11 protein-coding genes are annotated in these 13,048 nt (G+C 64.8%); 9 read left to right on the top strand and 2 right to left on the bottom strand.

Going from position 1 to position 13,048, the window contains the following annotated elements:
* Positions 1-19: 19 nt before the first annotated feature.
* The 4 genes from M2335_RS09675 (at position 20) to M2335_RS09660 (ending at position 4,264) form a co-directional block, all read left to right on the top strand.
* A complete protein-coding gene (locus M2335_RS09675) occupies positions 20-1,006 on the top strand; it encodes a nuclear transport factor 2 family protein (protein WP_264594539.1) in 987 nt (328 codons plus the stop codon).
* Between the two features lie 24 nt (positions 1,007-1,030).
* The gene (locus M2335_RS09670) at positions 1,031-2,440 is read left to right on the top strand and encodes an MFS transporter (RefSeq protein ID WP_264594538.1); all 1,410 of its coding nucleotides are present in this window, start codon (positions 1,031-1,033) and stop codon (positions 2,438-2,440) included.
* A 132-nt stretch (positions 2,441-2,572) separates the two neighbouring features.
* On the top strand, positions 2,573-3,292 hold the full coding sequence (locus tag M2335_RS09665; RefSeq protein ID WP_264572751.1) for an alpha/beta hydrolase: 720 nt from the start codon (positions 2,573-2,575) through the stop codon (positions 3,290-3,292).
* Positions 3,293-3,454: 162 nt separating this feature from the next.
* A complete protein-coding gene (locus M2335_RS09660; protein ID WP_264594537.1) occupies positions 3,455-4,264 on the top strand; it encodes a CmcJ/NvfI family oxidoreductase in 810 nt (269 codons plus the stop codon).
* A 44-nt stretch (positions 4,265-4,308) separates the two neighbouring features.
* On the opposite strand, the gene M2335_RS09655 is transcribed toward M2335_RS09660, so the two are convergent.
* Entirely contained in the window at positions 4,309-4,620 is a 312-nt protein-coding gene (locus tag M2335_RS09655; RefSeq protein ID WP_264594536.1) for a hypothetical protein, read from the bottom strand.
* A gap of 84 nt (positions 4,621-4,704) precedes the next feature.
* Between M2335_RS09655 and M2335_RS09650 the strand changes: the two genes are divergently transcribed.
* Both M2335_RS09650 and M2335_RS09645 read left to right on the top strand, forming a co-directional pair.
* Complete coding sequence (locus M2335_RS09650) at positions 4,705-5,904, top strand: LLM class flavin-dependent oxidoreductase (RefSeq protein ID WP_264594535.1); 1,200 nt, start codon at positions 4,705-4,707, stop codon at positions 5,902-5,904.
* 51 nt (positions 5,905-5,955) lie between these two features.
* Complete coding sequence (locus tag M2335_RS09645; RefSeq protein ID WP_264594534.1) at positions 5,956-7,377, top strand: spinster family MFS transporter; 1,422 nt, start codon at positions 5,956-5,958, stop codon at positions 7,375-7,377.
* Positions 7,378-7,402: 25 nt separating this feature from the next.
* Here M2335_RS09645 and M2335_RS09640 read toward each other — a convergent pair whose 3' ends face one another.
* Positions 7,403-8,824 carry a FadR/GntR family transcriptional regulator gene (locus M2335_RS09640; protein WP_264594533.1) on the bottom strand — a complete coding sequence of 474 codons (1,422 nt, stop codon included), beginning with the start codon at positions 8,822-8,824 and terminating at the stop codon, positions 7,403-7,405.
* A gap of 290 nt (positions 8,825-9,114) precedes the next feature.
* Between M2335_RS09640 and M2335_RS09635 the strand changes: the two genes are divergently transcribed.
* From M2335_RS09635 to glcF, 3 genes are read left to right on the top strand one after another with little or no spacing between them, the layout of a single operon-like run.
* On the top strand, positions 9,115-10,596 hold the full coding sequence (locus tag M2335_RS09635; RefSeq protein WP_264594532.1) for an FAD-linked oxidase C-terminal domain-containing protein: 1,482 nt from the start codon (positions 9,115-9,117) through the stop codon (positions 10,594-10,596).
* Positions 10,596-11,759 carry an FAD-binding protein gene (locus M2335_RS09630; protein WP_264594531.1) on the top strand — a complete coding sequence of 388 codons (1,164 nt, stop codon included), beginning with the start codon at positions 10,596-10,598 and terminating at the stop codon, positions 11,757-11,759. The genes M2335_RS09635 and M2335_RS09630 overlap by 1 nt, the downstream gene beginning before the upstream one ends.
* Positions 11,749-13,020: a glycolate oxidase subunit GlcF gene (gene glcF, locus M2335_RS09625; protein WP_264587160.1), complete on the top strand. Its 1,272-nt coding sequence runs from the start codon at positions 11,749-11,751 to the stop codon at positions 13,018-13,020. The genes M2335_RS09630 and glcF overlap by 11 nt, the downstream gene beginning before the upstream one ends.
* The last annotated feature ends 28 nt before the right edge of the window (positions 13,021-13,048 follow it).

The following is a 13,048-nucleotide window of genomic DNA, read 5'->3' as shown; positions in this document are numbered from 1 at the left end:
GGGCGGGGTGGCGGCCTGCATGCTGCTTGCGGCATGCACGGCCTCCTCGGGCGACGGGTCGCCCTCGCTCGCACCGCCCGTGGCTGCCGCGAGGGAGGGAAGCGTCGTGCCGGTCATGGGTCACCCTGCGCCACTGTCTCTGCTGGAGGACAAGGACCCGCGCCTGGCCCAGAACAAGCGCCTCGCGTTCGACATGTGGCGCAGCATCGTCAATGCCGGCCATGTCGAGCGGGCAGACGATCTTCTGACGGAAGACTATATCCAGCACAGCCCGGTGCTGCCGAGCGGGCGCGCGGCCTTCAAGCAGATTTTCTCGGCCGTCCCCCGCCGCGACATCCCGGCACTGGTTTCGCCGCCGCTCGTCACGATGGTTGCAGAAGGCGATCTGGTGGTGATGGCCTTGCGGGAAGAGCTGCCCGAGCCGGAGGGGGCCGGGCGCTATACCAGCACGCACTTCAACCTGTTCCGGGTGGAAGGGGATCGTCTGGCCGAGCATTGGCACTCGGTCGAGGCCCCGCCCGGACCAGATCTGCCTTCGCCGGAGGAGGGTGGTCCGCAGCCGGTGACGGGCGCGACCGGGCCGGCCCAACAAGCGCGGCTCCAATCGGACGATCCGGCGCTGGCAGCCAACAAGCGGCTCGTGTTCGATGCCTGGCGCCATCTGGTTGACGCCGGTGAAGCGGCGGCGGCTAAGAGGTATCTGGCCGACGACTTCATCGAACATGATCCACGCGCCACGCACGGCGCGCCCGCGATCATCGCCGCAGCCAAGGGTCGCACTGCGGTACCGCTTGCGCAGGCCATGCAGGCCACACTGGTCGCCATGGTCGCGCAGGGCGATCTCGTGATCGTCGTCACCGGCCATGAGCATCCGCATCCGAGCCGGGCAGGGGCCAGCTACACGACAACCCAGTTCAACATGTTCCGGATCGAGAAGGGGCGCCTCGCGGAGCATTGGACCGGCGCGATGAAGCCGGGGACCGTGCCCGGCCCCTATACCGATTGATGACCTGCTGCGTGGAGAGACGATTTGACTGACATCACCGCCGCGCAGCCCGATCCGGATCGCGCCGCCAGTCCCGCTTATCGCCCCCATTATTCGGAAGAAGCCTGGCCGGCCGCGCGCCAGGCCTATCATGTCGCCTGGGTGCTGGCCGCCGTGCAGATGTGCGCCCAGCTCAATAACGGCGTCATGACGCTGCTGGTGGAGCCCATCAAGCGCGACCTGCAATTGACCGATATGGAGATGAGCTATCTGCTCGGCTTCTCGGTCAGTCTCTTCTACGTGCTGATCGGCATTCCCGCCGCTCGACTGGTGGACCGGCATAATCGCAAACATCTGCTCGCCGCATCGGTCTTCCTGTGGAGCCTTGCCAGCGCGGCATGCGGCCTAGCCCAGAATTTCTGGCAGTTCTTCGCGGCACGCTTTGGCATCGGCGCTGGGGAATCGATCAGCGGGCCGCTCTCCTATTCACTGATGGCCGACTATTTTCCGCCGGAAAAGCTGCCCCGCGCCATCGCGATCTACAATGTCGGCTTTCAAGGCGGCACGGCGCTCTCGCTGCTGCTGGGCGCGGTGATGATCCATCTGCTTTCCGGGATGCCCGCCATTCACCTGCCCCTGCTCGGCGCCGTGCGCGAGTGGCAGGTCGTGTGGGTGGTGACCGGCCTGATGGGCATCCCGATCCTGCTGCTGGTCGCCACGATCGTGGAGCCCAAGCGCCGCGGGTTCAGCGCGGCCGCGGTCGTGGGGATGCAACCGCGCAAGGTCGGCCTGCGCGAGACCTTGCGCTATCTGCTCGCCCATTGGCGGCTTTACGGCCCGATGTTCCTCGGCCTGTGCTTCACCGCCATGCACATGTTCGGCACGGCGGCATGGAGCGCGGCCTTTTACGCGCGGACCTATGGATGGGCACCGGCGAGCACGGGCCTCTACACCGGGCTTCTCAGCCTCATCCTGGCGGTTCCGGCCCTGTTCGGTGCGGTCTGGCTCAACGATCATTTCCGCAACCGCGGCCATGCCGATGCGAACATGCGGGTGCTGGCCATCGGCTTTACTGCATCGGCGCCCTTCATGATCGCGGCGCCACTCATGCCCAGCCCGTGGCTGGCGCTCGGCATGGGCGGCATCGGCACGGCCTTGATGCTGATGGCGGCGCCATCGCTCAACTCGGCCTTGCAGGTGGTGACGCCCAACGAGATTCGGGGGCAGATCACCGCGCTCTATCTGTTCACCATGACGGCAGTGGGCGGCGGGCTCGGACCGACCTACTTCGCCTTCCTCACCCAATATGTGTGGGGGGACGAGGCGCTGTTGCGATATGCCATCGCCACCTCTGCGGCGATTTCCTTCCCGCTGGCGGCGATCACCTATTGGGCGGGGGTGAAGCCCTATCGGCGGCGCATCCTGGAGATGCGGGCCGATGGCGCGCCGCTCTGAACCGCCCACCGCATCTGCCTATTGTCGCCACTATTTTCGCGCCCGGCGCAGCGGCACTCGCTGGGGAAATCAACGGCATGCCTCTTGCGTGAGGCGACGCCGGCAAGCTGACACATATCGAGGGAGAGAATGATGGCGAACAAGCGTGGAACGATCGTGATCGTGCATGGCGCGTGGGTTGGCGGGTGGCGCTGGCGCAAGGTAGCCGATCTGCTGCGCGATCGCGGCCATTATGTGTTCACGCCCACGCTGACCGGGCTGGGTGAGCGCGCCCACCTCACCAGTCGCGACGTCAATCTGGCCATGCACGCGCAGGATATCGCCAATGTCATCCGCTATGAAGAACTGGAGAATGTGCTGCTGGTCGGCCACTCCTATGGCGGCATGCCGATCTCGCAGGCGACCGAACTGATCCCCGAGGGGGTGATCCAGTCGATCCTCTATATGGACGCTTTCATGCCGGAGAACGGCCAGTCGCTGAACGATCTGGTGCCCGGCGAGCCGCACCTCCCGCCCGAGGAAGGGGATTATCTCGTGCCGCCGCCCCGGCTGCTGCTGCAGGGCTTCAATGCGCATATGGACCCCGCCTCGCGCGCCTCCTACGAGGATCGGCGCACGGCGCAGTCCGTCTACTGCTTCTCGCAGAAGGCGGAGCTGACGGGTGCACGCGACCGCATCCCGCAAAAGACCTATGTGATCGCCACCGGCTACAAGAACGATACGTTCGCCCCCGTGGCCGAACGGTTGCGCACTCAGCCGGACTGGCGCGTGGAGGAAATGCCCTTCACGCACGATCTCCAGCATGTCGCCGTGACGGAATCTGCCGACATGATCGAATCCGCGCTGCCCTGAGGCCACTCTGCTCGGCTCAGCCTTGCAATGTAGGCACTATTTTCAAGCCGGCCCGTCCGCACACTGGCGCGAATTGAACGAAAGGCGGCCGCAGCGGCATCGCCAGATCGGTCGGATAGCCCGTCGACTGCGATACCCCGGCCGCCATGAGGAGAGAGAATCGTGAAGAATCAGGCTGCCGCAGTCGCCTCGCGCCCGACCTCGGTCGAGAGCTTCATTCGCTATTCGGAGCGTGCGGCCGATGGGGGCTGGATCGAGAAGAACGGCTCCTATTCCTTCTCGATGGAAGACCATGACGTGACCGTGCACAACGCCCGGCTGGCGGACACCTCGTTCGATGCGCAGGGCTTCACCCTGGTGAAGCACGCCACGGATGTCGATTTTACGGACAAGGATGATTTCGAGCGCCGCTATTATCCCGAGGTGGCGCGTCTGGTGAAAGAGCTGACGGGCGCCAGTGAAGTGTTCGCCTTCATGGGAATTTTAAGGGGCGGGGAGGATGCCAAGGGCGGCGGTCCGGCGCTGAGTGCTCATGTGGATTTCAACGGGCCCGCGCTGCAGCAGTGGATCGCGCGGCTCGCGCCCGATCGGGCCGAGGAACTGGCGGCGAAGCGGCTCGTCAACATCAATGTCTGGCGTGGCACCAAGCCGGTCGAGAATTATCCGCTGGCGGTCTGCGACAGCCGCAGCGTCGAGAAGCGCGACTTCTTGAGCGTATCGCTGGGCAAGCCAGAAGGCGGCTTCCGCCAGGGCATGCCGGCCGGCCTCAACATGGCCTACAATCCCCGGCATCAATGGTATTATTATCCGGATATGCAGCCCGATGAGGCGCTGATCTTTCGCCTGTACGATACCGGCAATCCCGATTGGCAGATGACCGGCCATACAGCGTTCGAGGATCCGACGAGCAAAGCGGGTTCGCCGCGCCGGGAGAGCTTCGAGGTCAGGACCATCGCGGTGTTCGACGCATGATGGCGCAGCGCTCTCCTGTCCGCTCCGCCACCCTGCGCGCCGGATCAGCCCGAAGCTGCGCCGGCCGGCGCGCCGATGCGGAAATGGCCTTCCTCCAGCCGGGTGAGCTTCGCCCGTCCGCTCTGCTGCCAGGGGTCTTTCGCCAGTCGATCGAGCACCTCTTCGCGGCTGTCGGCCAGAAACACGAACAGCACGTCCTCGGATTCGGCCAGCAGGCCCGCCATGGCGATGAAGCCCTCCTCCTCGAGCGCGCCCATATAGCCCGCATGGTCCGCAAAGCCGGGCTGCTCATGCGCTTCCTTGCTGGGGTCCCAAAGGTCTGTTCGCTCGACCAGAGCGACGAAGGTCTTTTTCATAAGAACGCCTTTCAAGTTTTTCAGACTGCATCAGTATAAGTTCAGTCTAACAATATATTCAAGCGTTACGTTGGAGAATAAATCATGAAGGTCTTTGTATTCGACTGGACCGCTTATCAGGATAATGTTGATAAGTATCGCGAGGATGGTGTTCTTCCGCGCTTGGGTGCAAGTCATTTTGATCCGCAGGCCGCTGCAAAGACTTACAAGAACCATCTCGAAGCATGGGCGGAGATGGACAAGCAGGGTTTTGATGGCATTGCGATCAATGAACATCATGGCACGCCCTTCGGTCTGGGCAATTCGCCCAATCTGATGGCGGCGGCGCTGTCGCAGGTGACGGAGCGCCTGAAGATCCTGGTCTACGCCAATCTGCTGCCCATCCACGAGCCGCTGCGCCTGGCTGAAGAGATCGCCATGCTCGATTGCATGAGCAACGGACGGCTGATCTGTGGTGTGGGTCGCGGCGCGCCCCGCGAATATAAGATATTCAACGTGCCCATGGGTGAATCACGCGGTCGCTTCAATGAGGGCTTTGAGGTGATGCGGCGCGCCTGGACGCAGGACAGCTTCTCCTTTGACGGGGAGTTCTACAAGTTCGACGACGTGTCGCTGTGGCCGCGCACCTTCCAGCAACCCCACCCGCCGATCTGGGTGCCGCTCACCGGCTCGAAGGAGTCCATCGAATGGGCCGCCGAGCATGATGCGACCATCACGCCGGGTATCTTCCGTGGGTCCATGCGCGAGGATACCATCCGCTATTTCGCCGAATGCCAGGCCCGCCATGGACGCGAGGTCCAGTCGGACAAGATCAGCATCATGGTCGACTGCTACGTAGCCGATTCCAAGGAGCAGGCCATCGAGGAATATGGCAGCCACCTGATGTATCTGTTCAACACGCTGCTGCGCTACGATCAGGTCTGGCAGTCGGATGTGCGCAAGACGAAATATTATAGCTCCACGGCGTTCGAGCATCTGCGCGAAGGCGCGAAAGGCACGCTGGCCGAGGATGACACGGTGTTCAACGAGTGGACGATGGACACGGTCCGTGGCGCAGCCCAGCACATGCCGATCGGCACCGCCGACGAGATCGTCGCGCGCATCATCGATGAGTGCAACGATGCCGGCGCCAACAATGTGCTCCTGGTATGCAACCGCGGCGACATGCCCCACGACATGTACATGAATCAGGTGCGCCGTATCGGCAAGGAAGTCTTGCCCCGCCTGCAGGCACACAATGTCACCTTCGTTCCCCATGCCGAGCGGCAGCAGGCAGCGGAATAGCAGTCGGTCAAAAATACAGTAGAACCGACGGACGAAATGGGGGGAGTGACGATGGCGACGACGACACAGCATGACACGGCTGAGCCGGTCGCGGACGAAACGCATCCGCTGCTGCGACCCGGCTACAAGAAATGGGCCGTGTTCGTGCTGCTGCTCGTCAGCATTTTCAACTTCGCCGATCGCGCGATCCTCGCGGTGCTCGCCCAGCCGATCAAGGAAGACCTCGGGCTCACCGATACCGATCTCGGCATTTTGCAGGGGCTGGGTTTTGCGATCATGTATTCTGTGCTGGGGGTGCCGCTCGGCATGTTGGCCGAGCGCGTCAACCGGACGCGACTGATCGCCATCTGTGTGGCCGCCTGGTCTGCCATGACCGCGGTCTGCGGCCTTGCGACGGGTTTCACGACCTTGCTTTTGGGGCGGATCGGCGTGGGCATCGGCGAAGCGGGGGTGCAACCGCCGACATCATCACTCCTGTCCGATCATTACAAGGCTAATCGCCGCGCCTCGGTGCTGGCCGTCATCTCGCTCGGTTCGCCGTTCGGCTTTCTGCTGGGCCAGTCGCTGGGCGGTTGGGTGGCAACGCAATGGGACTGGCGCACGGCCTTCTTCGTCATGGCCGCACCGGGCATCATGGTCTCGCTGCTGGTCTGGTTCACCCTGCGCGAGCCGCCGCGTGGATTGGCGGATGGCCGCATCACCCGCGCACCCGTGCCCTCGCTGGGGACGGTGCTGCGCTTCCTCCTGGCCAAGAAGACCTACATCCATTTGCTCGCGGGGGTGACCATTGCCGGTTTCACCCTCAACGCTATCGCCAACTTCGTGCTGCCCTTCTATCTGCGCAGCTTCGAGATCAACCTGGCGACGCTCGGGGTGATCTTCGGCATCGTCACCTTCACCTCCAACGGCATTGGCATGCTGCTGGGCGGGTTCGGCTTCGACTGGCTGTCGCGTCGTGACATGCGCTGGGTGCTCTGGGGCCCGGCCCTGTGCATGTCGCTGTGCGTGCCCATCTATTTCGGCGCCTTCATGAGCCGCGAACTGTACGTCTCGCTCGCCTGCATCTTCTTCGGCAATATGGCCCTCATCACCTTCATGGCCCCCACGATGGGCACGATGCAGAACCTTGCCGGGCCGCAGATGCGCGCCATGACCGCCGCGATCACCGCGCTGGTCGGCGGTCTGCTGGGTGCCGGCCTCGGACCGACTGTCACCGGGGTGCTCAGTGACTTCTACGCTAGGCGCGCTTATGGCGCGGCTGATTTCGCCACATCTTGTCCGGGGGGCAGGGGGCCGGACGGCATCGGCACGGCTCTGGACGCCGCGTGTCTCACGGCGTCTTCGACGGGTCTGCGCTATGCACTCGTCACAGTGCTGGTGCTGTTTTTCTGGGCAGCTCTGCACTATGTCCTCGCCGCACGCGATCTGCGCAAGGACGTCTACAAGCCCGAGGATGAGGGAGGGGTCGCGTAAGAACCGCGCCCCCTCGCGCGCGCCCTCAGATCGGGCGCGTCGAACTCATGGACAGCATGACCCGCGAGGCTTCTGCCTTCGCCCAGTCCAGTTGCGTGTCGCCGCCGATCGGCATCCGGTCGAGAAGTGTGCGGAGCAACTGGAAATATTCGGCCTGCTTGTGCGCCGGCAGGCGCTCCAGCAGGAAGGGATGGAACCGCGCCTCATAAGCCGCGAGGCAGCGCGAGAAGAGATCGATGATCGGGCTTCTGGCCAGCTTGGAGACATATTGGACCAGCGCCAGCAGATCATAGCGATCGATGGGGTCGCTGCGCTGTGCCCGGTCGAGAAGTTCCTGCAGCCGTGCTCGCTCCGCCGCACTGGCGCGGCTCACGGCCAGCGCCGGTACGAAGCGATTCAATTGGAACAGCGTCGTGCCGGCGGTCTGGGGATCGACCTGCCGGCTGATCAGGAAGGCAAGGACAAGCCGGATGCTGCCGGTGCCGCGCAGATCCCGCACGATGAGGCCATTGCCCCGGCCCCGGCGGCACTCGACGAGCCCGCTGTCCTGCAACTGCCGGATCGCCTGGCGCAAGGTAACGCGGCTGACGCTGAAGCGCTCGCACAAATCCCATTCGGAGCCGAGGCGCTGGCCGGCATTGCCGCTCGGCAGGATTTCGGCCGCCAGCCGGCGGGCGACGAGGAGGGCGAGCGTCCGGTCGGCATCCTGACGGGATGCCTCGATGGTCGGCGGCGAAAGCGGCGCATCGCGCGCGGCCAGCCAGTCGCCGAGGCGCCGGTGAAGTGTGTCGGCCTCTTGCTGTGCGGCCGCCACGTCACGGTGAGCGACGGCCTGGTTGATCGCTTCGGCCTGCTGCTTGGCTTGCCCAAGCCAATCGCCGTCATGCGATTCAACGCCGGCAAACAGCATCGTCAGTTCGTTGAGGCATTGCACGAACAGCGGCAGGACGGGGTCTCCACTCATCGCCGCCAGGTGGGAGCGCACCCGCAAATGCCAGGCAAGGCCGCCCTCGCGTTCGTCCGGCGCGTCCAGTCGCATCCCATGGTCTGAACGATCGGCTGTGGCCGCAAGCGTTGCGAGCAGCGGGTCGACAGCTTCGCGCGCATCCAGCACCTGCTCGCACGTCACGCCAGCCAGCTGGAAGTAATTGGCGAGCTCAAGCCCGATCCGGCCCACGTCGGGCTGCGCCACCATGAAGCCACCGCTCGGTCCGGGACGTAGCCGGCCCAATCCGCGGCGCTCGAGCAGGGCGACCGCTTCGCGCATAGCTGCGCGCCCCACGGCATAATGCTCGCACAGACCCCGCAGTGACCCCATCACGCCACCGACGGGCAAAGGGCTGGAGGCGATATCGTCCTCGATCCTGCGGGCCAGCCGCTCGGCCAGGCGGGCCGTGCCGGCGTCCTCGCTGGTGGACGCGCTATATATCTTTTCCGCTGTGTTCATGCGATCCTCTACGGACCGATTGAAACTGTCTGATCCTTGTTATGCAAGCGAAATTCAGCCAGCGACAACTATATTTTCGCTCGGAATTGTTGCCACTATTTTAGTCTGCCCAAGTCCGCCAAGCTCTGGCACACTCGTATCTGTCATACGCATGATGGAACTCAGGAAGATATCTTGAAAAGGCAGCTGCTCGGCGACCTAAGCGCCAAGGTCGTGATCTCTCCATTTCGTCGCAAGCTGCCCCCGCCGCCGGTGATGACGGTCCAAGGTCGCCTCGCGTGACCATTTCCATGCCTGCCCCGGACCCACACATTCTGGGTCGTCGCGCGGATATCGTGCGGGCGATGCAGGCGATCGTGCCGGGGGAGGGCGTCGTCTCCCATCCCGATGGCCTGCGCCCGTTCGAGACCGATGCGCTCACCGCCTATCGGCAGATGCCGCTGGCCGCTGTGCTGCCTGAGACGGTCGCGCAAGTCTCGCAGGTGCTGGCCTGGTGCCACACCCATGATGTGAAAGTCGTCCCGCGTGGGGCAGGGACGTCGCTTTCGGGCGGCGCGCTGCCACTGGCCGATGGCATCCTGCTCGGCCTCTCCCGCATGAACCGCATCATCGAGATCGATTATGCCAACCGGGTCGCCGTCGTGCAGCCCGGCGTCACCAACCTCGCGATCACCAAGGCGGTAGAAGCGCAGGGCTTCTATTATGCGCCGGACCCCTCCAGCCAGATCGCCTGCTCCATCGGCGGCAATGTCGCCGAGAATAGCGGCGGCGTGCATTGCCTCAAATATGGGCTCACGACCAACAATGTGCTCGGCGTCGAGCTGGTGCTGATGACCGGCGAGATCATCCGCCTCGGCGGGCGCCATCTCGATGCGGCTGATCTGGATCTGCTGGGTGTGGTGACCGGATCGGAAGGGCTGCTAGGTGTCGTGACGGAAGTCACCGTGCGCATTCTCCCCAAGCCGCTGCAGGCACGAGCAATGCTGATCGGCTTCCCGAGCATCGAGACGGCGGGGCGCTGCGTGGCGGATGTGATCGGCGCCGGCATTATTCCGGCCGGCATGGAGATGATGGACCGCGCCGCCGTCGGCGCTGCCGAAGCCTTCGTGAAGGTCGGCTATCCGCTCGATGTCGAGGCCTTGCTGATCGTCGAGATCGATGGCGTCGATGCTGAATGCGATCATCTCGCGGCGGAGATCAGCGCCATTGCGACGGCGAATTGCGCCGTGAGCCTTCAGGTCTCGCAGGATGAGACGCAGCGCCTCGCCTTCTGGGCGGGGCGCAAGGCCGCTTTTCCCGCCGTGGGCCGCCTCGCGCCGGACTATTATTGCATGGACGGCACCATTCCCCGCCGCCACCTGCCGCATGTGCTGCGACGCATCTCCGAGCTGGCCGCAGCGCATGGCCTTGCCGTCGCCAATGTCTTTCATGCCGGCGATGGCAATCTCCATCCGTTGATCCTCTACGATGCCAACCAGCCCGGCGAGCTCGACCGCGCGGAAAAGCTCGGCAATGAGATCCTTCGCCTGTGCGTCGAGGTGGGCGGCGTGCTCACAGGCGAACATGGCGTCGGAATCGAGAAGCGTGATCTGATGCCGGAGATGTTCAGCGAGACCGATCTCGCGCATCAACAGCGGGTGAAATGCGCGTTCGATCCGGCCTTGCGCCTCAACCCCGGAAAGGTCTTCCCCACCTTGCATCGCTGCGCCGAGCTGGGCCGCATGCATGTGCACAAGGGGCAGGTGCCTTTCCCCGAGCTGCCGAGATTTTGATGACCACCAATATGGTCACGCCGACCGACATCGCTGAGCTCTGCGCGATCATTCGCGATGCGGGTCGCGACGGCATGCCTGCGGAACTGCGCGGCGGCGGGACAAAGGCGGATATCGGCCAGCCGGACCGGCAGGCGTTGATCGTGGAAATGTCCGCTTTTGCAGGGATCATCGATTATGATCCCGCCGAACTTGTGCTCACGGTAGGGGCTGGCACCCGCTTGTCCGAGATCGAGCTACTTCTGGCGGAGCAGGGCCAGATGCTGGCGTTCGACCCGTTCGATTACGGCCCGGTCTTCGCGCGCTCATCCGGCGCCTCGACCATCGGGGGTATCATCGCGGCCGGCGTCTCAGGCTCGCGCCGCCTCTCGGCCGGGGCGGCGCGCGATCACATGCTGGGCTTCGAGGCCGTCTCGGGGCGGGGCGAGGCCTTTATCGGCGGCGGCAAGGTGATGAAGAACGTCACTGGCTACGACCTGCCCAAGCTGATGACTGGCAACTGGGGCAGGCTGGCCGCGCTCACCAGCCTCACTGTGAAGGTCATGCCCCGCCCGCAGACATGCGCGACGCTGCTGTTGCGCGGACTGGACGACGAAGCGGCCATCGCCGCAATGGCCCGCGCCATGGGCTCCCCGGCCGAGGTCGCCTGCGCCGCGCATCTGCCCGAAGCGGGGATCACGCTGCTGCGCGTCGAAGGCTTTGCGCCATCGGTGGCAGCGCGCAGCGACATGTTGCGGGCGCTGCTCGGGCAGGCGGATCTGCTCGCTGACGGTGCCGACGAGCCTTTGTGGGCAACGGTGAGGGGTGGAGGCGCCCTGCAGGGCGAGGCCGTGTTGTGGCGGATCAGCACCGCGCCGTCCCGTGGGCCGGAGGTCTTCCGGGCGCTCCAGCATCTGGGTGCGCGACGCTGCTATGACTGGGCGGGCGGCCTCGTCTGGCTGAGTTTGCCGCAAGATGCCGATCAGCACCGCGTGCGCCAGGTCATCGCGCAGACGGGCGGGCACGCGACGCTGATCCGCGCGCCAGCCGCGCTGCGCACCAGCATGTCGGCCCTCCATGTCGAAGAGCCCGGCGTCGCCGCACTCTCGGCGCGGGTGCGGGCGGCGTTTGATCCGCTGGGCATCCTGTCACCCGATCGCTTTGGAGCCGCCCATGCGCACTGATTTCACGGCCGAGCAACTGGCCGATCCGGCGATGGCAAGCAGTGAGCGCGCGATCCGCAAATGCGTCCATTGCGGCTTCTGCACCGCGACATGCCCGACCTATGTGCTGCTCGGCGATGAGCGGGATTCGCCGCGCGGGCGCATCTACATGATGCAGGATATGCTCCAGAACGAGCGCGTGCCCTCCGGCGAGACCGTGCGCCATATCGATCGCTGCCTGTCCTGCCTCTCCTGCATGACGACCTGCCCCTCGGGCGTGAACTACATGCACCTTGTCGATCATGCGCGCAGCTGGATCGCGACGCATTACAGGCGCCCCTGGCACGAGCGGCTGATGCGGCGGCTGCTGGGCGCGGTCTTGCCGCACCCGCGCCGCCTTGCCCTGGCCCTGCGCCTCGCACCGTTCGGTCGCCCCTTCGCACCGCTGCTGGCGCGCTGGCCCGTGACGCGCCCGCTGGCTGCCATGTTGCGACTGGCGCCGTCCGAACGCCCAACGGCTGCTGGGGTGCCGCCACCCGCCATCGGCAATCTGGGCCGCGTCATTCTCCTGCAAGGCTGTGCAGAGCCGGTCCTGAAGCCCAACATCCGCGCTGCCACGCACCGACTGCTATCGCGCGCCGGCTATGATGTCCTGTTCGCCAAAGGCGAGGTTTGCTGCGGCGCGCTGGTCCGGCACATGGGGCAGGACGCCGAGAGCCTGAACGCCGCGCGTCGGAATGTCGATGCCTGGACTCCTCATATGGACGCCGGCCTGAAAGCCATCATCATCACCGCCTCGGGCTGCGGCACGACGATCAAGGATTATGGCTTCATGCTGCGCGACGACCCGCTTTATGCGGAGAGGGCCGCCCGCCTATCGGCGCTGGCCTGCGATATCAGCGAGTTTCTCGCGAAAATCACGCTTCCGCGGGGACGTCCGCAGGGCATCCGCGTCGCCTATCAATCGGCCTGTTCGCTCCTGCACGGGCAGTCGGTCGACCATGAGCCGCGCGCGCTGCTGGAGCGTGCTGGTTATGAGGTCGCGACCCCCGCCGAGCCCCATTTGTGCTGCGGCTCTGCCGGCACCTACAATATCCTGCAGCCGGAAATCTCCGCACAACTGCGCGATCGCAAGGTCGCGAATCTGCGAGCCTTGCGGCCCGATGTCATCGCCACGGGCAATATCGGCTGCGCGATGCAGATCGGCAGCGCCACGAACATTCCCGTTCTGCACGTCGTTGAACTGCTGGATCGGGCGTGGGGCGGAGTGGACGCCCGCTAGAGTCCCAGACGCCCAAGCCCTTCATTCG

This window comes from Sphingobium sp. B12D2B (assembly GCF_025961775.1).
Classification (GTDB): Bacteria; Pseudomonadota; Alphaproteobacteria; order Sphingomonadales; family Sphingomonadaceae; genus Sphingobium.
This window is presented reverse-complemented; position numbering and strand designations above follow the sequence as displayed.

Excerpts from the sequence above, each read along its gene's own strand:
- M2335_RS09675 (WP_264594539.1), top strand. The coding sequence starts at position 20 with ATGCTGCTTGCGGCATGCACGGCCTCCTCGGGCGACGGGTCGCCCTCG.
- M2335_RS09665 (WP_264572751.1), top strand. The coding sequence starts at position 2,573 with ATGGCGAACAAGCGTGGAACGATCGTGATCGTGCATGGCGCGTGGGTT.
- M2335_RS09655 (WP_264594536.1), bottom strand. The coding sequence starts at position 4,620 with ATGAAAAAGACCTTCGTCGCTCTGGTCGAGCGAACAGACCTTTGGGAC.
- M2335_RS09650 (WP_264594535.1), top strand. The coding sequence starts at position 4,705 with ATGAAGGTCTTTGTATTCGACTGGACCGCTTATCAGGATAATGTTGAT.
- M2335_RS09645 (WP_264594534.1), top strand. The coding sequence starts at position 5,956 with ATGGCGACGACGACACAGCATGACACGGCTGAGCCGGTCGCGGACGAA.
- M2335_RS09640 (WP_264594533.1), bottom strand. The coding sequence starts at position 8,824 with ATGAACACAGCGGAAAAGATATATAGCGCGTCCACCAGCGAGGACGCC.
- M2335_RS09635 (WP_264594532.1), top strand. The coding sequence starts at position 9,115 with ATGCCTGCCCCGGACCCACACATTCTGGGTCGTCGCGCGGATATCGTG.
- M2335_RS09630 (WP_264594531.1), top strand. The coding sequence starts at position 10,596 with ATGACCACCAATATGGTCACGCCGACCGACATCGCTGAGCTCTGCGCG.
- glcF (WP_264587160.1), top strand. The coding sequence starts at position 11,749 with ATGCGCACTGATTTCACGGCCGAGCAACTGGCCGATCCGGCGATGGCA.